Below are 22,804 nucleotides of genomic sequence, written 5' to 3'. Positions count from 1 at the left end.
CGGCATCATTAACCGCTCATCGGTGGTTTTAGTTTATATATTCTGTTATAAACTACACTGCATTCTATATATGTGTACACTTAATAGTACTCTTAAACCGGCTAATATTAAGAATTTATTAAAGTTGCATACGTAATTGAACGTTTTAGTTGCACTTTATTTCCTTAAAGCAGCCTTTTGTTATAAGTTTTCCAAAGTGGTATTATAATTGTCCCTACTCAATCACATTAACAACTACTACTATGACTAAGATTGAGTTTAACACCCTGGTACTACGTCAAGCAAGTTCACTGCGTTCATACGCTTTACATTTTACGCACGATGCTGACGATGCCAACGACCTGGTGCAAGACACCATGTTAAAAGCGATAACTTACTACAACAAGTTTAAAGAAGGTACCAATTTAAAAGGGTGGTTATACACAATCATGAAAAACACCTTTATTAATAACTACCGCCGTTTTGTTAAGATGAGCACCTTCGTAACAAAAAGCGACGAGATATCTTCACCAAACCTGGTATTCAGTTCAACAAAAAATGATGGTGAATCAAAATTTGTGATGGACGATATTAAACGCGCCCTTGATAAATTACCGGCAGAGTATTATGTGCCTTTCACCATGTATTTTGAGGGCCATAAGTACCACGAGATTGCCGATCATCTGGATATCCCTATCGGTACGGTTAAAACCCGCATTCACGTAGCCCGCAAGCTGTTAAAGAAAAACCTTAAAGCGTATGATAACGGTATTGCAAAACCGGTTTATGCCGAAGCTGAATAAAAGCACATTTTAAACTCAACATATATAAATAAAAAAACCCGCTATATGGCGGGTTTTTTTATGAGATAAACCCTATTTAGAATAATTCAAAATTAGACTTGATCGAGCAGTTAAAAAGCGCTACTTTCGCGGCATAATTTAAACTAAGTCTAAATAAATGAAATATTTTTATCAGCTTTTACTCATCACAGGTTTGCTGTTTTTAGTTACGGATATTAACGCCCAGTCAAACGGAACTATTAAAGGTACTGTGCTTACTTCTGATGAACAACCCGCCGAAGGCGTTTCCATTAACCTGAAAGGTACGCGTTATGGTGCCTTAACTAACGATAAAGGCGAGTTCAGTATCAAGGCTCCGGCTGCAAGTTATACCCTGGTTGTATCGCAGGTAGGCAGTAATAGCCAGGAACAGCAAGTTACCATTGAGGCTTCAAAAACGCAGAAATTATCGCCTATTACCATCAGCGCCAGCGTATCAGAATTAGAAGCTGTAAATATTACCGCAGGGAAAACCAATCGCCTGGTGGTTAAAAAAAGCCCTTATGTTTCAAAGCTGCCGTTAAATAATCTTGAAAATCCGCAGGTTTATACCAGCATTACCAAGGAGCTGATGGTGCAACAAATTAATACCAACTTTAACGATGCTTTAAAAAATACTTCGGGCCTTGATAAATTATGGTCGTCAACAGGCCGTGCGTCTGACGGTGCAGCATATTACACGCTGCGTGGTTTTGCTACGCAGCCCAGCATCATCAATGGTATAGCGGGCTTAACCAATGGTGATCTTGATCCGTCAAACATCGAGCGTATCGAAGTAATAAAAGGACCCTCAGGTACATTATACGGCGGCGCGTTAACCAACTTTGGTGGTTTAATAAACATTGTAACCAAGCGCCCTATTGATACCTTAGGTGGTTCAGTTGGTTATTCAACCGGTAACTTCGGCCTGAGCCGTATCAATGCGGACATTTACGGACCTGTATCGGCTGACAAGAAATTACTGGCCCGTGTTAATGCAGCCTACCATTATCAAAGCAGTTTTCAGGATGCCGGTTTCCGCAGATCGTTTTTTGCCGCGCCATCATTTGAATATCGCGCCAGCGATAAGTTAACCTTAAACCTCGATGCGGAGTTCTACAACTATGAAGGTACCAACGCCCTTATGGTTTTCCTGAACAGGGGCAGGCAGCTTATTGCCCGTACGCCAGAGCAACTGAATTTTGATTTCAAACGCTCGTACACCGCGAATGATATTACTTACAAAAATCCAACGGTTAACGTTCGTGGTTTGGCAACCTATAAGCTGAGCAATGAGTGGACCTCGCAAACCAGTTTTTCACGCAGCATACGTAAGTCTGACGGCGTTAACCAGTACATTATGTACATCGGTGCGAGCGATACATTACTCAATCGTTACGCCAGCATACTCAATTCAACAAGTACAGCTATCGATGTGCAGCAAAATTTCATCGGCGATTTTAATATTGCCGGTAAACGTAACCGTGTAGTAGTGGGGCTTGATTACCTGAACCAGATAACGGATAATGATAATTCGCCATATATTTTGTTTGATCAGGTAAACTCATCAATTAATGATCCGCGTTATGTTGGCCTTAATAAGCAGGCTTTAATAACCCGTTTAGGTGCAGCTACTACCGGCTTTACAAAAAACCGTACCAATGTAAATGTATACAGCGCTTATCTCTCGGATGTATTTAATGTAACCGATCGTTTGTTAGCTATGGCGAGCGTACGCGTGGATCGTTTTGATAGCCGCGGCACTTATAACAAATTAACAAACGCGGTAACCGGCGAATACAAACAAACTGCCGTATCACCAAAATTTGGTTTGGTTTACCAAGTGGTTAAAGATCAGGTATCGGTATTTGGTAACTACATGAATGCTTTCAGAAACGTAGCGCCGGTAACTCAGCCGCTTGCTGATGTATCAGGCGTGTTTAAGCCTCAACAGGCAAACCAGATAGAGGGTGGTGTTAAACTTGATGCTTTCAGAGGAAAATTAAGCCTGACCGCAAGCTACTATGATATATCGGTAAACAATACTACGCGTACCGAGGCTATTGTTCGCGATGGCCAAACCTACAACATTACTATACAGGATGGTACGCAAAAAAGTAAAGGCTTTGAGCTCGACCTGATTGCCAACCCGGTAAACGGCCTTAACATTGTGGCTGGTTACAGCCACAACAACAGCAAGTTTACCAAGGCTGACCCGACCGTGGTTAACAGAAGGCCGGTAAGCGCAGGCCCTGCTGACCTGGTTAATGCCTGGATCAGCTATACGCAGCCAACCGGCGTATTAAAAGGTTGGGGTGCCGGTTTTGGCGGTAACTATGCCGGTAAAAACATAATTACTAATGATTTGCGTACCGGCGAATTCACGCTGCCATCGTACACCGTGCTTAACGCTACCATTTTTTACAACGCTGCAAAATACCGCATTGGTTTAAAAGTGGATAACCTTACCAATAAAGAATACTTTAAAGGCTGGACTACCGTGGAGCCGCAAATGCCACGCGCTGTAGTAGCCAACATTACCTACAAATTTTAACAGCTGCCACTGCTAAATACCGGGCGGGCGTAGTAATTATACTGCGCCCGCTTTTGTGTTTATGCCTTTTGCTATTCCATCTAACGCTGTTTTGTGACATTTGTCACCACGATTTTGAGGCATATCTCCTTGTTGCGGTCCCCGTTGTTAACGCAACTTTGATCAACAAAAATTATGCAATGAGATTGAAAAATAAAGTAGCCGTGGTTACCGGGGGTAATAGCGGTATTGGTTACGGTATAGCGCAGGCATTTAAACTTGAAGGTGCAAAAGGCGTTATTAACGGGCGAAATGAAGCGACCTTAAATGAGGCGGTATATGCGCTTGGCGGCCATTTTAATGGGATTAAAGGAGATGTTACAAAAATGGATGACCTTGAAGCGCTGTTCAGTCAAACATTTAACCAATTGGGTAAGATAGATGTGCTGGTAGTAAATGCAGGCGGTGTGGTTGACGGTGCGCGCATGGGCGCTATAGCGGATACGGATGAAAGCAGTTACGATAAATTTATGAACCTCAACCTGAAGAGTGTTTACTTTACCGTGCAAAAGGCATTGCCTTACTTGCAGGATGGCGCTTCGATAATACTGATTGGCTCAACCGCGGCGCACCGGGCGTTTCCGGGTATGGCTATTTACAGTGCGGCAAAGGCGGCAGTGATATCTTTGGCGCGTGGCTTGTCATTAGATTTATTGAACAGAAAGATCAGGGTGAACGTACTTTCGCCGGGAACTATTGACACTCCTGTATTTGATAAATTGGTGCCTGAAGGCATGGTTGACGAGGTAAAGCAAGCATGGGTAAAAGATATTCCGCTTGGTCGCATTGGCCGGCCTGCTGATATTGGTAATGCGGCGGTTTTCCTGGCGTCCGATGAGTCGTCCTTTATGCTCGGTACCGAGTTACTCGCCGATGGCGGCGTTACCAACATCAGTTTAATGATGCAGGACAGATAATACTTTAAAAAAAACCGGGTATAAAAATTTATACCCGGTTATAATTGTTCGGTCAGCGTAGCTCCATATTTTCAATGCTCATAAATATGGAATAGTATTTTAAATAGCTTTGTTAAAAGCAACTTAGCTATGTTTGATGTACTTGCCCGTTATCTTACCGAAAAAGAAAACTTCACCCCCGAGGATTTAGCGGCTGTAAAGCAGGTGGCCATACCGCGCAGGTTGCGCAAACGTCAGTATTTATTGCACGAAGGTACGGTAAGCAAGTATAATTGCTTTGTTGTTAGCGGATGTTTGCGGCTGTTCCGGATAGGTGATGACGGATCAGAGCATATTTTACGCTTTGCCGTTGAAAATTGGTGGATAGCTGATTATGAGAGTTATAATTTTGGTGAACCTGCAAAGGGAAATGTTGACGCGCTGGTTGATAGCGAAGTGCTCATGATTAGTAAAGCGGATATGGATGCGCTGTGCCAAAACATACCCGCGTTTAAACGTATGAAAGATTTGCTGGATGCAAGGTGCTTTGATGCCAGCCAGAACCGGATTTTTAGTAGTATCAGTCAGTCCGCGGAAGAAAGGTATTTTGAATTTATCAAAAAACATCCGTTGATACACCGCCGGGTTCCCTTGCATATGATAGCGTCTTACTTAGGCGTATCGCGCGAAACGCTGAGCCGCGTCAGGCATCAAAATGTTAAATTGAATAGTTAAATCTTTAAAACACCCTGCAAAGCAGTCCCTTTAAATATTCACCTTCCGGGAATGAAGAGCGCACCGGGTGATCTTCCGGCTGGCAAAACTGGTGGATGAACTGTACCTGCTTGCCCGCATCAAGGGCGGCCCAGGCCAGCACCTGTTTAAAGGTCTCCATATCCATAGCGCCTGAGCAGGAAAAGGTAGCCAGCAGGCCGCCATCGTTAAGCAGCAGCATAGCAATACGGTTCAGATCTTTGTAAGCGCGTGAAGCCCTGTCTAACGCCGAGCGGGATGGCGCATACTTTGGCGGATCGAGCACAATCACATCGAACTTTTCGCCGTCGTCTTTAAAGCGGCGGAGCTGGCTGTTCACATCGGCCTTAATAGCCTGATGCTTGGCCGCATCAAAATTATTCAGTCGGATATTCTCGTTCAGGGTTTCAACGGCCAATGCCGAGCTATCCACGCTGGTAACAGAAGCAGCTTCACTTTTCAGGCTGTTTAAAGTGAAACCACCGGTGTACGAAAAGCAATCCAGCACCTTTTTGCCTTTAGCGTACGATGCCAGTATGCAGCGGTTATCGCGCTGGTCGCAGTAAAAGCCTGATTTTTGCCCTTCGGCGATGTTGATGCCATAGGTTATACCGTTCTCTTTCACCTCAACCAGTTCGGGTGGCTGGCTACCCCAAAGCAGTTTATTTTCGGTAACTAAACCCTCATGCTGGCGCGATGAAGCGTCGCTTTTATCAAAAATACTTTTTGGGTGGAGTAGCTTTTGCAATTCATCTATAATAACCGGCATATTGTTTTCAATGCCCGATGTAAGTACCTGTACGGCCAGGTGATCGGCATATTTGTCAACAATCAGCCCGGGCAGGTAATCAGCCTCGCTGAATATTAGCCGGCAGGTGTTGTTTTCGCCATCAGCAAGCACATGGCGGCGGGCGTTAACAGCATCGGCAACTTTGGCGCGAAACCAGGCTTCGTCAACCGGCACTTCCTCGTTCCATTCCAGTAGCCGGAGCGCCACGCGCGATTTATCGTTATAAAAACCATAGGCCATAAAGGTACCCTGGGCAGATACCAGCCGTACTACGTCGCCATTGGCGGGTTTGCCTTTAACCCGCTCTATAGCGCCCGAGAACACCCAGGGGTGGCGTTGTAATACCGCTTTTTCTTTGCCCTTTTTTAATATAACGTCAACCATAGGCGCAAAGGTAGCAATTACAATGTGTTATGGTTGCTTAACCTCGGTCTTTATCAGCTTTTGTACCTCGGCGGCAACCACCCTGCCCGATATAATAGCCGGCGGAACGCCTGGTCCGGGTACGGTAAGCTGCCCGGTGTACAGTAAGTTTTTAATATGTTTAGCGCGCATGGCCGGTTTTAAAAAGGCGGTTTGCTTTAAGGTATTTGCCAGGCCGTAAGCGTTGCCTTTATAAGAGTGATAATCGGCCTTAAAGTCATTCATCGCGTAGCTTCGTTTTACCACAATGGCATCCCGGATGCTTTCGCCGGTTATTGCCTCAAAGCGGTTCACCATTAAGTCGAAATATTTTTCGCGCATGGCCTCGCTATCCAATAGGCCCGGCGCCAATGGCATCAGGAAAAACATGTTCTCGCAGCCCTCGGGCGCTACGCTGTTATCCGTTTTTGATGGGCACGAGGCGTAAAACAACGGCTTTGATGGCCATTGCGGCTCGGTATAAATTTCGTGGGCATGCTTATCAAAATCCTCATCAAAAAACAAGTTATGGTGTTTTATATCGCCCACCTTTTTGTTAAGGCCGATGTAAAACAGCAGGCTCGATGGCGACATGGTACGGCTATCCCAGTATTTTTCCGTGTAGTTACGGAACGGTTTGTCTATCAGTTTCTGATCCACATGTTCGTAATCGGCGCCAGCCACAACCACATCTGCCGTAAAATTACCCTTGTCGGTTTCAATGGCGGTAACCTTGCCAACATCTACCCGCAAATGCTTTACTTCAGTATCAAGTTTTATGGTTACGCCTAAATCCTGCGCCAGGTTAACCATCGCTTTAACTATCTCATTCATGCCGCCCATCGGGTACCAGGTGCCTAACGCCAGGTCGGCATAGTTCATCATGCTGTACATGGCGGGCGTGTTTTGCGGCGTAGCGCCTAAAAATAGCACCGGAAACTCGAGTAGTTTAATCAGCTTAGAATTACGAAAGTACTTACGTAAGTGCTTACTCATACTGGTGAGCAATTGAATGCCCAGGCTTTTTTTGATCAGGTTAAGATCAAAGTATTCGGTTATTGAGTGCGAGGGTTTGAACACATACTCGCCCATGCCGACCTTATATTTATATTCGGCCTGCTTTAAAAACTGCCGGAGCTTTTCGCTGCTACCCGGTTCAATCGCCTCGAACATGGCTTCCAGTTCGGCCATATCTGCCGGTACATCTAAAAGGTCATCCTTGCCAAAATAAACGCGATAGCCCGGATCAAGCCGCTTTAGCTGGTAGTAATCAGCTGGCTTTTTGCCAAATTGCGCTAAGAAATCCTCAAAAACATCGGGCATCCAGTACCAGCTCGGGCCCATATCAAAACGGAAGCCCTGCGTTTCCCAAACCTGCGCCCGGCCCCCGGGCTGACTGTTCTTCTCGTATATGGTTACATCATACCCTTGTTTGGCTAAAACGCAGGCGGCGCTTAAGCCTGCGAAACCCGATCCGATAACGGCAATTTTACTTTTAAGCATGTTCACTCTAATAACCCAAAGTAGGCAAATTGTTTGAGCCGTTAACAAACAAAATGAACTGCAATTTGTACATTTACGGTAACCCTCAAATTATGATGCAGCTTTACGACAGTACCTGTTTTGATTGTAGCCGACTGATCACCAATAAATACAGTACCTCTTTCAGCCTGGGTATAAAAGCTTTTTCGCCAAAGTTCAGGGATCCTATATATGCTATTTACGGTTTTGTACGCTATGCTGATGAAATTGTAGATACCTTTCACGATTTTGATAAAGCCAAATTGATAGCCACTTTCAGGGCCGATACCTTCAAAGCTATTGAGGAGCGCATCAGCTTGAATCCTGTTTTACATGCCTTCCAGGTAGTAGTAAATCATTATGGCATCGAAGCCGATCTGATCGACGCATTTTTAACATCTATGGAGATGGATCTGTATGCCAACACTTATGATGAAGATGGTTATAAGGCATACATTTATGGCTCGGCCGAAGTAGTGGGTTTAATGTGCCTGCGCGTTTTTTGCGAAGGTAATGATGCGCAATACCGGGCATTGGTGTCTCATGCGTGCGCGCTGGGTTCGGCTTTCCAAAAAGTAAACTTTTTGCGGGATGTTAAAGCCGATAAAGAAGAGCGCGGCCGTACCTACTTCCCCAATGTAAACTTTGATAAATTTACCGAGTGCGATAAACAGGAAATTGAGCAGGATATACAGCGTGACTTTGATATGGGATACGAGGGTATCAAAATGCTACCTGTTGGCTGCAAGCTGGGTGTTTACATTGCCTATACTTATTACAAGCAATTGTTCAAAAAAATCAGCACAACCCCGGTGGATCATATTCTGCAAAAACGGGTGCGCGTATCAGATACCAGAAAAATAGCGTTATTTGCACAGGCTGTAATGCAGCAAAAACTTAAGGCTATTTGATGAAGGTACTCGTATTAAGTTGTTTACTGTTTTTAAGCATTGGCATTAACCGGGCAAGGGCAAACGAGCACGACCCTGAAGTAATACGCAAGCAACTGTTAACCGCGCTTAAAAGCAGTAAAACTACCGATTCGCTTTACAACGCGCTGGACGCCACTAAGCATAAAAATGCCTTGATAACAGGCTATATGGCCACTTTGCAGGCGCTTAAAGCCATACACGCCTGGAACCCGTTTACTAAACTGAAATACCTCAACGCTTCCGAAAAAACGTATGCTGAAGCGGTAGCCGCTGATCCGCATAATATTGAGATAAGGTTTATGCGTTTTTCGGTAGAGCATAACGTGCCTGGTTTCTTGGGTTATCATAAAAACCTGGAGAACGACCGCAAGACCATTATTGAACAAATTAAAAAGAAAAACTATAAGGAAGAGGATACAGACTTGATACGTACCACTGTAAAATTCCTGATCGAATCAAAAAGGTGTACCGCTACCGAGAATGAGTATTTACACAAGCAATTAGCCGCCTTAAAGTGAAGTACACATACCTCATCATTAATTTTTTGACCATCTTTTTCCCGGTTGTACTGTCGTTTGATAAGCGGGTGCAGTTTGCCAAAAGCTGGCGTTATATTTGGCCGGGGATGGGTATCACGGGTTTGGTATTTTTGTTTTGGGATGTATTGTTTACCGTAAAAGGTGTATGGTGGTTCAGCCAGGAGCGTATCATCGGCATTAAATTTTATGGTTTACCGCTAGAGGAAATACTGTTTTTTTTGACCGTACCTTTTGCCTGCATATTTATCTACGCCTGCCTTAACTACTACGTAAAGTGGTCGCCCAACATCAGGCTCACGCGTATCTTATCAAACCTGCTGCTTATTCTTTCGGCAGTTTTGCTAATCCTGTATCATGACCGTTTGTACACCACGGTTACATTCGGGTTGCTGTTTGTACTGATTGTCTATCTGCAGTTTATGATAAGGGCAGAGTGGCTGTCGAGGTTTTACATGGCCTATATAGTATCGTTATTGCCGTTTTATATTGTGAATGGTTTGCTTACCTCGATACCGGTTGTTTTATATAACGATGCCGAGAATTTAGGCATCAGTGTTGGAACTATTCCGTTTGAGGATCATTTTTACTCGCTGGCCTTGCTAGCGATGAATGTTGGCTTTTTTGAGTATTTCAAGCACCGCAAAGCCAATGGATAACCTTCCGCAATATACTCGCTCGCAATTAGCGCTCCGCAACGGGCAGGATAAGCCGCAGATATGGGTAGCTTACCAGGGCATTATTTACGATGTAACCGAAAGCCGCCTTTGGCGCAACGGCAAACACTACGAACATTGGGCAGGGCAGGATTTGACCGAAGAACTGGCCGATGCCCCGCATACACAAACCGTTTTTGAGAAGTTTGAGCGGGTGGGGAGACTAAGCCCAGCCCCCCTGCCCCCTAAAGGGGGAGCTTAAATTTAAAAACCTATATAAACCGTTTTTCCCCCTTCAGGGGGGCAGGGGGCCTATAACTCAAACTTCGATAGCTTTACAAATTGCTGTACGCGTTCTGCTATTTCTTCCTGTGTAAGATTTTTTATGCGTTCGGGGCCAAATTTCTCTACGCAGAATGATGCCAGGGCTGAGCCGTAGATCAGCGCATTCTTCATGTTATTAAAATTGATGCTGCCAACCTTGGCCAAATAACCTATAAAACCGCCGGCAAACGTGTCGCCCGCACCGGTTGGGTCAAACACCTCGGCAAGCGGCAGGGCCGGTGTCGCAAAAACAGAGTCCTTATCAAACAGTAAAGCCCCGTGCTCACCTTTTTTAATAACCAAGTATTTAGGCCCCATGGTCAGTATTTTTGCAGCTGCCTTTACCAATGAATACTCGCCAGATAGCTGGCGAGCTTCTTCATCGTTAATGGTCAATACATCCACCATTTTCAGTGTATCCAGCAAGTCATCCAAGGCAATGTTCATCCAAAAGTTCATGGTATCCATCACAATCAGTTTAGGGCGTTTGGCTAAACGCCTGATAACCGTTTGCTGCACCTGCGGGGTAAGGTTGCCCAGCATCAGGTATTCACAATCCTGGTAGCTGTCCGGAATGATGGGATCAAAATCAGCCAGCACATTCAGATCAGTAACCAGCGTGTCGCGGCTGTTCATGTCGTTATGGTATTTGCCTGCCCAGAAGAATGATTTTTCACCTTTTTTTACCTGCAGGCCTTCGGTATTGATGCCATGCGCGTTAAAATCGTCTATTTCGCTTTGGTGAAAATCATCGCCAACTACGGCCACAATTTTAACTTTATCATAAAAATATGAAGCCGACAAACCCGCGTAAGACGCTGATCCACCGACAATTTTGTCAGTTTTACCAAAGGGTGTTTCAATAGCGTCAAACGCCACGGTGCCAATAACAACCAAACTCATGTGAAAATATTTTAAATTTTTTTTCCGCAAATATTGTGAAATTAAAGCAGAAAATATACTTTTGCACACCCAATCGGTAAAAAGCATTCCTGAGTAGCTCAGCCGGTTAGAGCATCTGACTGTTAATCAGAGGGTCGCTGGTTCGAGCCCAGCCTCAGGAGCAAAGCCTCACATGTCTGTGAGGCTTTTTTTATTATATTTTTTTCAATAAATACCTAAATCGTTGTTGCTTGTTCAATAAAATGCCCTAATCGGTTTAATCCCAGTTGGTGTATCAGACCGGAACATCGAACCATGTTGTTTGGCATTAAGAGGTTTGTTCGAAAAATTAAGGCAAAATTTCAATTTAATAACCTTCGGTAGTTTTCAACCCTAAAAGTGCTTAAACATTGATATTTGAGACCAGCCTATATTATTTGTTAAAAGCAATGGATACAATAGGAGAAAGTAAAAATAGCACCAGAAGTAGCTATCTCGTTATTAAAAAAGAAAGCATTTTATTGAGTTTAGACGAGGCAGTCGCTGTAATGCAATTGCTGACATTATTGGCGGAAATTGAACTGATATATGCCCGCACAGCGTGTCGATCCGTGGATATGCCGTTGTTCTTAAGATTGCAGGCGCGGGCGAGAGGGTGCCTCTAATCGGAGAATTATCGCCCTTTAAAAATCTGATTGCAGATTTGGCAGGGAAAAAGTATTTGTCGTTGATGTAAACAAGCTACCAATAGACTGCCTTCGGTCGGCAATGCTCTACATCTCTATGAGAGTAATCTGCTTTAGGAATTTAGTACAGTGCAACGTGCTGCCGTTTCGCCAAGAGATTCCAGTGATGTACAAAAAGTATAATCAAATTAACAGATATATAATCTGACTATACCAATTGCCAATATTTTCGGTAACCACAAAATTGTGGTCTTTCTCGACATCGGGACTATCGGATACAGCAACAACGCACGGAAAGATGACTGGCGGCATTGAACGTTCATAATAATGCAAGCCCTGAAATGTTTCTATGCTCGGCTGTACCGTTTAACGTCTTTCAAATGCTATTCTCAGGGCCACTTACCCGCTAAAGCAGGGAGTGCGTAAATCATTTTTAAATAACAAAGGCCTTTACAGATGACGTAACTTTGTCCATTTTCAGCGTCTACCTACTTGAATTTTTCCGATTCCGACGGGTAGTCCGCATGGTAAAGGTAATTACTCACATACCGTTCGAGTCCGTCAAGAATTTCATTGTCACATTTGTTGTAAATATAGTAGGCTCCCGACTGCACAATCTTCGGCTGATACAGATTTCCTGATGAAATTGTGCGCATTCTGCCTTTTTCGAACTATCCAGAGCGAAACCAAGTAAATTAATTATAGGTTTTCTACTCTTTAAGGAGATAGTGAGAACAGGAGCCATAGGTACCGGATGGCATCTCAGATCTATCAGTAACTGTAAAACTGCTTATGTTAAAAAAAGGGTGACTGCCTCCTTTTATTTTAAGGACAGACCCTTTTTCTGCATTATAATAATCAAAACCCTCAAAATTGTTAAAAAAACGATTTAGGTGAATCTTTCCTTTATCATCATGCAAGGTGAGTGTTTCCCATCGGTCAATGGTACCGTCACATAGTCTCTCATGCTCGAAGCCAACATGTAAATATGCCATTCCAGAGGGTGAAAGAATTCGACAGATTTCCTCTACTAAATGCAGTTTGTCTTGGACATAAGGAATGCATACCTGGCTTAGCACCAGATCAAAAAACAGATCAGGATAAGGAAGTGATTTCCCTGCATCGCCGTATTGTATATTTAGAAAGTCACTACTCAATGAGTCCGTATTCGGGATAGTATTCAGGTGGCGAGCAACTTCTATTATTTTTTCAACGCTGATGGGGTCTTCCAAACTATTAAAACCAAACAAGTCAACACGGTCCTTATAGAGATATGATAATTCTGCTACCAACTGACCAAATCCGAATCCAATTTCGAGAACACGCAAGGGACGATTAGGAAACTCATCTATAAATTGCAGAAAGTCTCCCAAATAGCCAGTCATTTTAGCTATTCCTCTCGCTTTAAATGGTAAATTATTTAAATAGTTTTCGTCAAGCATAAGGTTTATGTTATATTTTCCTAAATTTAAATGAACTTTATCACAAATCCAACTATGTCTTTGACTGTCGATGAATGCAAACGCTTTGAAAAACAAGGGTGGATTGGTCCTTTTTCGTTAATTGACGACAATTTCATAAACGCCACGCTTGATGAGTTTCATTTGCGGAAAAGCGAATTTTATTGGCCTAATGTGAAAGATGAATATGCTTATGACAAATCGGGAAAACTCCTGTGGTTCAAAAGTTTACATTGTCATCTTTCACGCGTTTCTGAAATTGTGACCCATCCAAAGCTAATCAAAATGCTAACTGTGCTGCATGGCAAAAGGATTATGGCATGGGGGGCAACCATCACGACCAGGCATCCCGGTCAAGCTCATCGCTGGCACGGCGATATAGAGCACTATAAGTGGACTGGGTTATCGGTTTTCTTAGGGCTTCGCAATGCGTCTTCTATGGCCTGCATGAAAGTGATTCCGGGGTCGCAGAATTGGGGTGTGACACCGCAGGAACTCGGTGAATTGTCAGAGCCAGAACTTCTTGCCAAGGCGCAGCAATTTGATCCGGAGGCATCAATAGTTCAGATCCCTTGCGATGAAGGCGATTATTTCATTTTTTCTGGACGCTTATGGCATGCTTCAGAGAATACCAGTCAAAAAACAAGGACCGCTTTAATTGCACAATATTCGGGAACTGATGAAATTGTTCTGATTCCGCCAAGTTATAGAACACCTATCTGTTGGGATGATATGCTCCGCCCTGAATGCATTATAATAGATGAAATTTGATGTTAAGGAAGTGAAATGATATAATGTTTAAATCATGGAATGCTTTTACGTAATAACGACGTATTATAACCCTGGAAGGTATGTACAGCGATTTAAAAATTACTGTCAATTTCGTAATCGTTTGAATGCAAAATTACTTACTGTAGAACTCGCGCTCTTAGGGGAAGAATTCGTTCTGACGGAAAAAGATGCTGATATTCTCGTCCAGGTTAGAAGTAATTCAGTTATGTGGCATAAAGAAAGATTAATTAATATTGGAATTGAAAGACTTCCGGCCAGTGTTACATATGTCGCGTGGGTTGATTGCGATATTGTATTTGAAGATAATGATTGGCAAGAGCAAGCCGTAAGGCTTTTGAAGGAAGTGCCCATGATACAGTTGTTTAAAAATTTATTCGATTTGGGCAAATTTGAATTGCCTGAAATCTGTGATGTTAACTCAAAGCTTCCAAGCGGATATTCATTTGCATCTCATCAAAACGATAAGGCTGTATATTTAGGTACACCTGCTAACTACCAGGCTTTTAGGTTTAATGCTTGCGGAATTGCTTGGGCTGCTAGAGTTTCGTTTATAAAAAAGCATTATTTATATGATGTAATGATTCTTGGAAGCGGTGATCGCATGCTGGCAGCTGCTGCAATTGGCCAATTTGAACAAGCAATTATAACCACGCACTTAAAGGGTGCACGAGCGGAACATTATTTGTCATGGGCAAAACCGTTTTACAGTGATATTTGCGGCTCAATTAGTTATCTACCTGGATCAGCGTTTCATTTGTGGCACGGAGATTTGCAAAATCGGGGTTGGACAGATCGTCATCGAAAGCTTGATGAACATCATTTTGACCCATCAGTCGATTTGCGGTATAATCAAATGAAATGTTGGGAGTGGAGTGGAAATAATAAACCTTTACATGAATATATTCAAAATTATTTTGCCGACCGTAAAGAGGACGGGTGAATCTTATTTAACTGAGTCAATAATCTTCCATATCAATCCTTGATCGGCGTCCTCTATCGATAACACATTGAGTGCGTCGGCACATTTGGCACCTAGATTCAATACATTTGTTAGTTCAGGTAGCCCGAATCTGTTTGGCCGATCTAGCCGATTTCCCATTAGGATTACCCAGTTGCTCTTTACTGCTTTTTCAGTTAAATCAAGGCCCGCTCTGAATATTTGTTTAGCTTTTTTTACATCGTTTCGAGCCAAAGCATATCTGCCTAAGCTAACGTAGGCCAGAAGTGTCTTACTTGACATTTGAGGATTTACTATAAGCGGATCAAAAGTTGTGCATTTCAAATAATACTGTTCCGCAAGTTCAAAGTCACCTGAATAATGCAGATATAACCCGTACGCATATGATAGCGAGATAAGCCAGCGTAAAACACTTCTATTATCTATTGGAGCCTTTTCAAGGAATTTAGTTATTCGTAGTATTATCGCATCCGCATTGTCAGAAAGCTTGTAACCTTTTTTTAGCAACTCAATAAATCGATACAATAGCACACAGAGGGCAGCGCCTTCCTGGGCAGATAAATGCCTTGACACGAACAACACCTCCAAGGCATGCTTATTCAGAACAGCTGGGGTGGCGAACCGTTTGCCAAACAGGATCATTGAATTTAAAACTTCTGGATGACTCAAACCCATTGGTAGAGTTGGTGAAGTGTAATTTGAGTCGAGATTTACGCACTTTAAAAAATGGCAAATTATAAATTTGGACGCAGGGTCGATTCTATCAATTTTATCAAGCTGAAGATGGCCTTGGGATATCGATTTCAAATCCTCTTGTAGATCTTTTGATGAGAGTGATTCTATTCCTTCAATTTTTATTATAATGCTAAGTCGCTTACCGGCCATAAGACAGGAGATAACCTTTTTAATTATTTCACTGTCAGATGACGCTGGATAAGAAGTTACGTGCAAGCCGAAGTCGACTTTCTCCATATATTCATCACTATCGAATTCCAGAAAGGATGTGCGAATAATGTTTTTTTTTGGATATTTTGATTCGAAGTATTCTTTTGAAGAGTCTTTCCTGTGAATTTCAATAATGTTGTCCCCTAACACTTCACAGGAAAGGGAGTAAGCCAGTGTGCCTACCATGTCTCCTGACACTATCATGGTACTGAAATCTGAGATAAGAGTTTTCCCAACGTCAATAACGTGTTTATGAAGCTTGGGCGTCGTAAATTCGCCATCAGGAGAGTCTTTAACAAGATAAGATTTTTTATAGTGAACGTCCGGCAGTTTTGAAAAAATGATAGCATCTACTACCTCATCTCCATCGAAATAAAAAGAGCTTGGATGGATTTCAAAACCAGCATTAAACATTTTTTTAAAAAAATGTTCAGTATTTAAAGAATAAAAATTTAAGAATGCAATGTGGCTGACTTTGCTTAGTTTGCTCAATTGAATAGCCTTTTCCAGACAACTGTTAGTTTTAGCATCACTACAGTCGAAAACAAAAACACAAGGGACATCGCTATTTGGTAAAGGTGATTGATAAGAAATAGCTATTACACCTTGATCACGTAACCCCCGAACCAATGCTGAAGCTTCATCAAAGCAGATATATCTCGTAATGCCACAACAACTAAGCAATTTTGCGATTAATTGAGGTTTTTTACGGTTAATCATTGTGCTGCGGAAAAAATTCGTTGCAGGCTAATTCTCTAGCATCCATATGTCCATCGTGCCGCCAAAGGGCTACATCATCGTCTCCAACGCTGTTAAACCTATCCCCGAAACTCAACAAACAATAGTGCTGATTTAATTGACAGTCGGCCATAAGCGCAGATACAATGATGTCTTCTTCCCTTTTAAATTTGAAAATATTCAGGTTAACTTTTTTTTGGAGTTCGCTCGTTCTCATTAACATCATTGACCCTTTTATAATGTCGCAACGAATATCTTCTTGTTTAATCGATCTAAAAGAATAATGGTGTTCTGCATCCCTGTAATGAGTTCCTGGTTTCAAGGTTACTCCTGTTGGGCCAAATATGCTACCTCTTGGAGATTTATCTGCCAACTTAACTATATCCGCAAAAATATTATTATCCATTAAAAAAAGATCGTCGTCATATATGCATACGAATTCAGTATCTGCATTCGCTGCCATGAACCACCTTGGGGAACACATCGCGTTATGCGACGATTCAACATACCAGTCGATATCATTGTTGATGATCGACTCACCGTTATTCCATAGGAAGATCTTAACCGGAACGGATTGACTTCGGACTTGAGCTATAATTTTTTCGAGGTTTTCAGGCCTTTTCCAATTTGTTAGGCAAACCGTAATTAATGACATTGCTTGTAATCAGTTTATTCAAAGTTTGATTAAGGTGAGACGTATATTCTTTGTAAAACGGTTCGAGCATTGGGTCTTTACCTGCCAAGATTTTTTTAACCGTATTCGCCGAAAAATGTATAAGGCTTATATGCAAATTCTTTTTTTTGCTAAGCCATTCATACCGAGTTTGGTGGTTCCAATCTGCAACATTATAACCTAAATCACGACAAACGACGGTATTCGGAAAGTAAATTAGCATTAGGTCCAGATAGCGCTGGTCGTGAAAAAGGCCGTTAGCGCGATCTATCTCGCATCCTGAAAGACAGGATCTCGACCACCAACTTAAGGCGGCCAGCCCTTTTTTATTAACCGCGATACAACCTGCATTGAATAACCCATCTTGAAAGTTGAGCCGGAAATTATGAATAGAAGGAGAGGGTTCAAGTGGTCGCCAGTGTGGTGTTAATACAATGCCGCCACGTTTAAGTCCGGAAATAAGCTTTGCAGGGTTTGATAAAAAATACATGTCGCAATCACAATAGATTACAAACGCTTCTTTTTGTCTGTTTAACAAATGACTTAAAAGTACGGGTTTTAAAGACCACCTCAGGGCGTCAAAATTAAATTGATAAGTCGACTTAGTTAAGGCCGCTGATTCGTTGATTGACACAAAATCTTTTAATTCAATTACCTCTATAGAATCTAAATGAAATGAAATTGGTTCTGTTACTAAGATAACCAACTTAAATTGTTCATTGTGTATTTTAAGAGATTCTAAAAGTGTAACCGCCTTACTAATGTGTGAAGGCGTAACGATAGTGCAGCAGATAAGGTCCGTCATTTGGGTATTTTAATACTGTGAACAATTTAATTATTTATTTTCACAGGTCCAAATAACACCAGATGAGATTACAAGGTAGGTGTTGCGCCTCCATCTATCACATATTCACTGCCAGTAATGAAAGAGCTTTTATCTGATGCAAGAAATCCTACTAACTCTGCTACCTCTATCGGTTTTCCTGACCTTCCCAACGGAATTTCGTTGACCCCAACTGAATTTCTATTTTTAGATTTATTTTTTCTTTTACGGTCGGTTTCAATTAATCCCGGACTAACAGAGATTACCCTTATATTATCTTTTCCAAGTTCCAAGGCCAAACCTTTGCTGTACATTCGCAAAGCGGCTTTAGCAACAGCATAAGGGAGCGACTCTTGGATGGGTCTACGGCCTTGGAGTGCAGTGACATGAATAATGACCCCGCCCTGATGGCTTATCATTCCGGGGATCAACAACTTATTAAGTCGAATTGCGGGGGTCAAGTTTTTATCTAAGGATAACTGCCAGTCTTCCTCTGTCAATTCTATCGCACTCCTTTTGATAACGGAACCACCAACATTATGTATCAAGATATCTACGTATTTAAATTTGGCTTTTATGAAATTTGCGAGATTTTGGATGTCTTTCGGGTTGCTTACGTCAGCCCTTATGTAGTGTAAATCTGAATTGTTTACTTTAATAGGTGATCTTGCGGCGATAATGACGGTAGCTCCGGAGTTAATAAAATAGTCCGCGATGGCTTTTCCAATACCTTTTGTACCTCCCGTAATGCAAACAATTTTTTTCGAATGAACCATCTCTTAAAAAATTGGAAATTATTGTTAAACTTCTAAAAACAAATTGTAAGCCAAAAACAACTTCCCCTAAAATGACAAATCACACTTCTTATGCTTACCGCACGGTTTCTATGCAGTTCGTAGAATTATATGTTTTATATAGTATTCTCTGGGATCCTTTCCTGCGGAATACACTCATTCAATAGTATTCTCTTGTTTAAAGCTCGTACACCTAAATAGTACATTAGTACTCTCAAATTTGCGGAATACATTAAGTAAATCTGTTCACTATCAAATAACAGATTGCGAAATAAAGAAAAGTAATTTCTCTTAACGAAGTTTTCAGCACTTCGGAAATAGGATTGTACCAATACGACCTGTATTCAGGTCAAAAAAAGTTTATAATTTGATGCTGAATTTCATAACTAATTGCTGTCAATAATACAGTACTTTCTGTATCGGTTGTCGCAAGCAGTTTTAAGATGTAATTGAACATTCGGAAAAGCAAATCTTTAATTATAGTGGCATAAACAATTTAAATTACACAATTGGGATTAAATGCTAATCAATCAACCTTCAAGTCGTTCAATATCTTCAATTGTTCCATCAATTGGTTCGAATTATGCCCAGCCTCAGGAGCAAAAAAGCAAGCACGTTAAAACGGTCCGCTTGCTTTTTTTATGCCCTTAAGTCTCGCTGATTATACTGATAAATTACCGGCTTGGGCGGCGCTCATATAGTTATGCTGATTAATTTCATCCATCAGTTCTGCAAAAAGCCGGATCGATTTTAGGCGGTCATCAATCGAAAATGTTGGTGAAGTAGTGATCAGTTCGTCAACTTTGGTCTTTTCCAAAAAGTCTGTGATCTGCTCTTTTACCGTAGCCTTTGTTCCGGCAAAGGAGTATTTTAACATTTGATGAACGGCCGGGTGTCTTAGTATTTCCCTTAGGTCATCAGTTAGTTCTGCCGGTGGTTGTAACGCGTCCGACTTTCCGGTGAGCACCCCTACAAACATTTTGATCAGCGTGGTTAATAAGCCTTCAGCCTGTTCGTTTGTATCAGCAACGAAAACGTTAATGCCTGCCATGGTATACGGCTTGTCCAGAAATTTGGATGGTTGAAACTCCGAACGATAAATATCCAGCGCCTCGAGCAGGTGAGTTGACGCGAAATGGCTGGCAAAAGCATAAGGCAGGCCTTCTTTAGCCGCCAAATGGGCGCTGTCGGTGCTGGAGCCTAAAATATAAATGGGCACGCCCGTTCCTTCGGCAATGGCGGCTCTTACTTTTGATGACTGATTAGCTTCATCAAAATAGTGCTGTATTTTGGCTACTTCCTGCGGGAAAGATTGCGCTGCCCGCATAAAATCAGATCTGATAGCCTGTGCGGTGTCGGTGTCGGTACCCGGAGCTCGACCCAAACCCAGGTCAATACGGCCGGGATAAAGATGTGCCAGCGTGCCGAATTGCTCGGCAACTACAAGCGGTGAGTGGTTTGGCAGCATTACACCGCCCGAGCCTACGCGTATTTTGTTCGTATTGTCGGCAATATAACCGATGAGTAACGCTGGAGCATTACTACCTACGTACGCGGAGTTATGGTGTTCGGCAAACCAAAAGCGAGTGTAACCCGCTGCCTCAGCCGTTTTTGCCAGTTCGAGTGAATTATTAAGCGTTTGCTTGATAGTACTGCCCTTTGCCACCAGCGCCAATTCCAGTATAGAGTATGCTATTTTGTCGTTTTTCATTTTTATGCATGTTTAACCCTTGTTGGGTTTGAACGATTAAAATCTATATTATTCAAAGTTCTTAAAAGTTCGCCTGCATTGGTATAGCCGTTATCTATCTGAAAGTAATTTTCTTTATGGTTTAAGCGGGCGCTATGTGCAATTAATCACCGTACAGAACAAAGCGGCCTGAGGTGCATAATGCCTCAGGCGGCTTTGTTTATCGGTTGCTGATTTATTACAGCGTTACAATCACTTTGCCAACCGTCCGTCCGCTTTCTACCTGCAGGTGAGCCTCAGCCATTTCAGCAAACGGAAAAGTTTCTGATACGTGTGCTTTCAAGGTGCCTTTTTCGAGCAAAGCAGCAACCTGTTGCATATCATAGCCATCGGACTTCACCAGGATGAAGTAACCGTTAACACCCTTTGCTTTGGCTTTTTCGGTAACTGCCTCGTTAAGGCCGGTCGGGATGCTGATTACCGTGCCGCCTGGTTTGGTTACCAGTATTGATGTGTCGATAGTATCGCCGCCCACGCCATCCAAAACAAAATCAAATTCTTCGGGATGATTTGCCCAGTCGTATGTAGTATAATCAATGTGCGCATCGGCGCCCAGGTTCAATATAAAATCTTTGTTCCGTGCGGATGATGTACCGGTAACATGAGCACCCAGATGCTTTGCCAGTTGTACGGCAAAATGCCCTACACCGCCTGCCGCGGCATGTACAAGTACTTTTTGTCCGGATTGTACATGCGCATTGTGCACCATAGCCTGGTAAGCGGTTAAGGCGGCAAGTGTTGCGGCGGCGGCTTCCGGGTGCGAAATGTTGGCAGGCTTTAAAGCAAGCTGTGCTGCCGGTGCGGCCACATACTCCGCATACGCTTTGCCGTGTCCCGGGAAGTTCACCATCCCGAATACTTCATCGCCCGCCTTGAATTTTTCAGATTGCGATTCGGTAACCGTACCCGATATATCCCAACCCAGTATCAATGGGCTTTGATCTTTAATACGGCCGTAAACACCTTTGCCGGTACGGCTTTTTACATCAACCGGGTTAATGCTGATGGCTTTTATCTTTACCAGCACTTCGCCCGGCTGGATAGTTGGTGTTTCGATATCCTGGAGCTGTAGCTCGCTGACGTCACCGGGGTTATTTAAAATAAATGCTTTCATGATCTGTATTCTTATAAGGCAAAAATATACTTTTTATTAATCATTTATTTGGTATAAATTTGCTATAAATCTGTATAAATATGAAACGTGAGGATTTGCATGAACCTTTTTCTATCGAATACGAAACGTTGGATGAAGGTACGCGCGATGGGCATAAGCATAGCTTTTTTGAATTGGTTTACATTGTTGACGGTACCGGCACGCAGTGTATCAATCAAAGTCAGTTTGCTTATCATCCCGGGCATATGTTCCTGATCACACCGGAAGACTGCCATTCGTTTAAGGTGAAGACCACAACCACTTTCTTCTACCTGCGTTTTAATGACATTTATATCCGGGAGTCGGGTATTTTAACCGGCAATATTCAAAAGCTGGAATTTATATTGCAAAATGCCAACCATAAGCCTGGCTGTATTTTAAAAAATATTGTGGATAAGCAGGTGGTTAAGCCTTTGGTAGATGCCATTATCAGGGAATATGAAAGCCGTGATATTTATAACCAGGAGCTGATACAGCAATATGTGAATACGCTGATTGTACTGGTAGCCCGCAACATCGCCAAGTTTTTGCACCTGGAGCTATCTGAAAATGCGGATCAACGGGCCGTTAACATCCTCAACTTTATACAGGCCAATATTTACTACCCGGAAAAACTGCGTGCCGAATACCTGTGCAGGCATTTCAATGTATCTGTAAATTACCTGGGTAAATATTTTAAGCAGCATACCGGCAGCACGCTGCAAAAGTATATTACACAATACCGGCAAACCTTGATTGAGCACCGGCTGATCCACAGCGATAAGCGGCTGGGCGAAATTGTTGATGAATTTGGCTTTACAGATGAAAGCCATTTGAATAAATTTTTCCGCAATAATAAAGGTATAAGCCCTAAAGCGTTCAGGCTGATGAATTATCAAAGGCTGAAGGCAGTAGTTTGATTTTTATTTAGGTGGATGAGTTAAAAACGGTATCATGACCGTTAGTAG

General features: G+C 42.5%; 22 protein-coding genes and 1 tRNA gene. 13 read left to right on the top strand and 10 right to left on the bottom strand.

Features of this window, described 5'->3' with window-relative positions:
• Positions 1-242: 242 nt before the first annotated feature.
• The 4 genes from ABD960_RS17355 to ABD960_RS17340 all read left to right on the top strand — a co-directional run bounded on the left by ABD960_RS17355 (position 243) and on the right by ABD960_RS17340 (position 5,024).
• Entirely contained in the window at positions 243-782 is a 540-nt protein-coding gene (locus ABD960_RS17355; RefSeq protein WP_345333103.1) for an RNA polymerase sigma factor, read from the top strand.
• Between the two features lie 157 nt (positions 783-939).
• A complete protein-coding gene (locus ABD960_RS17350; RefSeq protein WP_345333101.1) occupies positions 940-3,354 on the top strand; it encodes a TonB-dependent siderophore receptor in 2,415 nt (804 codons plus the stop codon).
• Positions 3,355-3,533: 179 nt separating this feature from the next.
• A complete protein-coding gene (locus tag ABD960_RS17345) occupies positions 3,534-4,310 on the top strand; it encodes an SDR family NAD(P)-dependent oxidoreductase (RefSeq protein ID WP_345333099.1) in 777 nt (258 codons plus the stop codon).
• Positions 4,311-4,439: 129 nt separating this feature from the next.
• Positions 4,440-5,024: a Crp/Fnr family transcriptional regulator gene (locus tag ABD960_RS17340; RefSeq protein WP_345333097.1), complete on the top strand. Its 585-nt coding sequence runs from the start codon at positions 4,440-4,442 to the stop codon at positions 5,022-5,024.
• A gap of 4 nt (positions 5,025-5,028) precedes the next feature.
• On the opposite strand, the gene ABD960_RS17335 is transcribed toward ABD960_RS17340, so the two are convergent.
• Both ABD960_RS17335 and ABD960_RS17330 read right to left on the bottom strand, forming a co-directional pair.
• On the bottom strand, positions 5,029-6,216 hold the full coding sequence (locus tag ABD960_RS17335; RefSeq protein WP_345333095.1) for a class I SAM-dependent rRNA methyltransferase: 1,188 nt from the start codon (positions 6,214-6,216) through the stop codon (positions 5,029-5,031).
• 27 nt (positions 6,217-6,243) lie between these two features.
• Positions 6,244-7,737 carry a phytoene desaturase family protein gene (locus ABD960_RS17330; RefSeq protein WP_345333093.1) on the bottom strand — a complete coding sequence of 498 codons (1,494 nt, stop codon included), beginning with the start codon at positions 7,735-7,737 and terminating at the stop codon, positions 6,244-6,246.
• Between the two features lie 53 nt (positions 7,738-7,790).
• On the opposite strand from ABD960_RS17330, the gene ABD960_RS17325 reads away from it, so the two are divergent.
• From ABD960_RS17325 to ABD960_RS17310, 4 genes are read left to right on the top strand one after another with little or no spacing between them, the layout of a single operon-like run.
• On the top strand, positions 7,791-8,666 hold the full coding sequence (locus ABD960_RS17325) for a phytoene/squalene synthase family protein (protein WP_345333091.1): 876 nt from the start codon (positions 7,791-7,793) through the stop codon (positions 8,664-8,666).
• Positions 8,666-9,205 (top strand): hypothetical protein, encoded by a 540-nt coding sequence (locus tag ABD960_RS17320; protein WP_345333089.1) that lies wholly within the window; start codon positions 8,666-8,668, stop codon positions 9,203-9,205. Before ABD960_RS17325 ends, ABD960_RS17320 begins: the two co-directional genes overlap by 1 nt.
• The gene (locus tag ABD960_RS17315; RefSeq protein WP_345333087.1) at positions 9,202-9,882 is read left to right on the top strand and encodes a lycopene cyclase domain-containing protein; all 681 of its coding nucleotides are present in this window, start codon (positions 9,202-9,204) and stop codon (positions 9,880-9,882) included. Before ABD960_RS17320 ends, ABD960_RS17315 begins: the two co-directional genes overlap by 4 nt.
• Complete coding sequence (locus tag ABD960_RS17310; protein WP_345333085.1) at positions 9,875-10,141, top strand: cytochrome b5 domain-containing protein; 267 nt, start codon at positions 9,875-9,877, stop codon at positions 10,139-10,141. The genes ABD960_RS17315 and ABD960_RS17310 overlap by 8 nt, the downstream gene beginning before the upstream one ends.
• A gap of 50 nt (positions 10,142-10,191) precedes the next feature.
• On the opposite strand, the gene ABD960_RS17305 is transcribed toward ABD960_RS17310, so the two are convergent.
• Positions 10,192-11,106 (bottom strand): PfkB family carbohydrate kinase, encoded by a 915-nt coding sequence (locus tag ABD960_RS17305; RefSeq protein WP_345333083.1) that lies wholly within the window; start codon positions 11,104-11,106, stop codon positions 10,192-10,194.
• Positions 11,107-11,193: 87 nt separating this feature from the next.
• Between ABD960_RS17305 and ABD960_RS17300 the strand changes: the two genes are divergently transcribed.
• Positions 11,194-11,267: transfer RNA gene (locus ABD960_RS17300), tRNA-Asn, on the top strand.
• A 267-nt stretch (positions 11,268-11,534) separates the two neighbouring features.
• Positions 11,535-11,750 carry a hypothetical protein gene (locus ABD960_RS17295; protein ID WP_345333081.1) on the top strand — a complete coding sequence of 72 codons (216 nt, stop codon included), beginning with the start codon at positions 11,535-11,537 and terminating at the stop codon, positions 11,748-11,750.
• 731 nt (positions 11,751-12,481) lie between these two features.
• On the opposite strand, the gene ABD960_RS17290 is transcribed toward ABD960_RS17295, so the two are convergent.
• Positions 12,482-13,213, bottom strand: a complete 732-nt coding sequence (locus tag ABD960_RS17290; RefSeq protein ID WP_345333079.1) for a class I SAM-dependent methyltransferase — start codon at positions 13,211-13,213, stop codon at positions 12,482-12,484.
• 30 nt (positions 13,214-13,243) lie between these two features.
• Here ABD960_RS17290 and ABD960_RS17285 point away from each other — a divergent pair, with 30 nt between their 5' ends.
• Entirely contained in the window at positions 13,244-14,002 is a 759-nt protein-coding gene (locus ABD960_RS17285; protein ID WP_345333077.1) for a phytanoyl-CoA dioxygenase family protein, read from the top strand.
• A gap of 121 nt (positions 14,003-14,123) precedes the next feature.
• Positions 14,124-14,963: a hypothetical protein gene (locus ABD960_RS17280; protein ID WP_345333075.1), complete on the top strand. Its 840-nt coding sequence runs from the start codon at positions 14,124-14,126 to the stop codon at positions 14,961-14,963.
• A gap of 3 nt (positions 14,964-14,966) precedes the next feature.
• On the opposite strand, the gene ABD960_RS17275 is transcribed toward ABD960_RS17280, so the two are convergent.
• From ABD960_RS17275 to ABD960_RS17250, 6 genes are all read right to left on the bottom strand, one after another.
• Positions 14,967-16,646, bottom strand: a complete 1,680-nt coding sequence (locus ABD960_RS17275) for a tetratricopeptide repeat protein (protein ID WP_345333073.1) — start codon at positions 16,644-16,646, stop codon at positions 14,967-14,969.
• Positions 16,639-17,319: a hypothetical protein gene (locus ABD960_RS17270; protein ID WP_345333071.1), complete on the bottom strand. Its 681-nt coding sequence runs from the start codon at positions 17,317-17,319 to the stop codon at positions 16,639-16,641. The genes ABD960_RS17275 and ABD960_RS17270 overlap by 8 nt, the downstream gene beginning before the upstream one ends.
• Positions 17,276-18,142, bottom strand: coding sequence for a hypothetical protein (locus tag ABD960_RS17265; RefSeq protein ID WP_345333069.1), 867 nt, complete (start codon positions 18,140-18,142; stop codon positions 17,276-17,278). The genes ABD960_RS17270 and ABD960_RS17265 overlap by 44 nt, the downstream gene beginning before the upstream one ends.
• A gap of 68 nt (positions 18,143-18,210) precedes the next feature.
• Positions 18,211-18,936, bottom strand: a complete 726-nt coding sequence (locus ABD960_RS17260) for an oxidoreductase (RefSeq protein WP_345333067.1) — start codon at positions 18,934-18,936, stop codon at positions 18,211-18,213.
• A gap of 679 nt (positions 18,937-19,615) precedes the next feature.
• On the bottom strand, positions 19,616-20,665 hold the full coding sequence (locus tag ABD960_RS17255; protein WP_345333065.1) for an LLM class flavin-dependent oxidoreductase: 1,050 nt from the start codon (positions 20,663-20,665) through the stop codon (positions 19,616-19,618).
• Between the two features lie 217 nt (positions 20,666-20,882).
• A complete protein-coding gene (locus ABD960_RS17250) occupies positions 20,883-21,818 on the bottom strand; it encodes an NADP-dependent oxidoreductase (RefSeq protein WP_345333063.1) in 936 nt (311 codons plus the stop codon).
• 80 nt (positions 21,819-21,898) lie between these two features.
• Between ABD960_RS17250 and ABD960_RS17245 the strand changes: the two genes are divergently transcribed.
• The gene (locus ABD960_RS17245) at positions 21,899-22,756 is read left to right on the top strand and encodes a helix-turn-helix domain-containing protein (RefSeq protein WP_345333061.1); all 858 of its coding nucleotides are present in this window, start codon (positions 21,899-21,901) and stop codon (positions 22,754-22,756) included.
• The last annotated feature ends 48 nt before the right edge of the window (positions 22,757-22,804 follow it).

Source organism: Mucilaginibacter defluvii, from assembly GCF_039543225.1.
GTDB lineage: Bacteria > Bacteroidota > Bacteroidia > Sphingobacteriales > Sphingobacteriaceae > Mucilaginibacter > Mucilaginibacter defluvii.
This window is presented reverse-complemented; position numbering and strand designations above follow the sequence as displayed.

Excerpts from the sequence above, each read along its gene's own strand:
- ABD960_RS17355 (WP_345333103.1), top strand. The coding sequence starts at position 243 with ATGACTAAGATTGAGTTTAACACCCTGGTACTACGTCAAGCAAGTTCA.
- ABD960_RS17325 (WP_345333091.1), top strand. The coding sequence starts at position 7,791 with ATGAACTGCAATTTGTACATTTACGGTAACCCTCAAATTATGATGCAG.
- ABD960_RS17345 (WP_345333099.1), top strand. The coding sequence starts at position 3,534 with ATGAGATTGAAAAATAAAGTAGCCGTGGTTACCGGGGGTAATAGCGGT.
- ABD960_RS17320 (WP_345333089.1), top strand. The coding sequence starts at position 8,666 with ATGAAGGTACTCGTATTAAGTTGTTTACTGTTTTTAAGCATTGGCATT.
- ABD960_RS17290 (WP_345333079.1), bottom strand. The coding sequence starts at position 13,213 with ATGCTTGACGAAAACTATTTAAATAATTTACCATTTAAAGCGAGAGGA.
- ABD960_RS17330 (WP_345333093.1), bottom strand. The coding sequence starts at position 7,737 with ATGCTTAAAAGTAAAATTGCCGTTATCGGATCGGGTTTCGCAGGCTTA.
- ABD960_RS17275 (WP_345333073.1), bottom strand. The coding sequence starts at position 16,646 with ATGATTAACCGTAAAAAACCTCAATTAATCGCAAAATTGCTTAGTTGT.
- ABD960_RS17245 (WP_345333061.1), top strand. The coding sequence starts at position 21,899 with ATGAAACGTGAGGATTTGCATGAACCTTTTTCTATCGAATACGAAACG.
- ABD960_RS17335 (WP_345333095.1), bottom strand. The coding sequence starts at position 6,216 with ATGGTTGACGTTATATTAAAAAAGGGCAAAGAAAAAGCGGTATTACAA.
- ABD960_RS17305 (WP_345333083.1), bottom strand. The coding sequence starts at position 11,106 with ATGAGTTTGGTTGTTATTGGCACCGTGGCGTTTGACGCTATTGAAACA.
- ABD960_RS17340 (WP_345333097.1), top strand. The coding sequence starts at position 4,440 with ATGTTTGATGTACTTGCCCGTTATCTTACCGAAAAAGAAAACTTCACC.
- ABD960_RS17260 (WP_345333067.1), bottom strand. The coding sequence starts at position 18,936 with ATGGTTCATTCGAAAAAAATTGTTTGCATTACGGGAGGTACAAAAGGT.
- ABD960_RS17265 (WP_345333069.1), bottom strand. The coding sequence starts at position 18,142 with ATGACGGACCTTATCTGCTGCACTATCGTTACGCCTTCACACATTAGT.
- ABD960_RS17270 (WP_345333071.1), bottom strand. The coding sequence starts at position 17,319 with ATGTCATTAATTACGGTTTGCCTAACAAATTGGAAAAGGCCTGAAAAC.
- ABD960_RS17285 (WP_345333077.1), top strand. The coding sequence starts at position 13,244 with ATGAACTTTATCACAAATCCAACTATGTCTTTGACTGTCGATGAATGC.
- ABD960_RS17310 (WP_345333085.1), top strand. The coding sequence starts at position 9,875 with ATGGATAACCTTCCGCAATATACTCGCTCGCAATTAGCGCTCCGCAAC.
- ABD960_RS17295 (WP_345333081.1), top strand. The coding sequence starts at position 11,535 with ATGGATACAATAGGAGAAAGTAAAAATAGCACCAGAAGTAGCTATCTC.
- ABD960_RS17250 (WP_345333063.1), bottom strand. The coding sequence starts at position 21,818 with ATGAAAGCATTTATTTTAAATAACCCCGGTGACGTCAGCGAGCTACAG.
- ABD960_RS17255 (WP_345333065.1), bottom strand. The coding sequence starts at position 20,665 with ATGAAAAACGACAAAATAGCATACTCTATACTGGAATTGGCGCTGGTG.
- ABD960_RS17350 (WP_345333101.1), top strand. The coding sequence starts at position 940 with ATGAAATATTTTTATCAGCTTTTACTCATCACAGGTTTGCTGTTTTTA.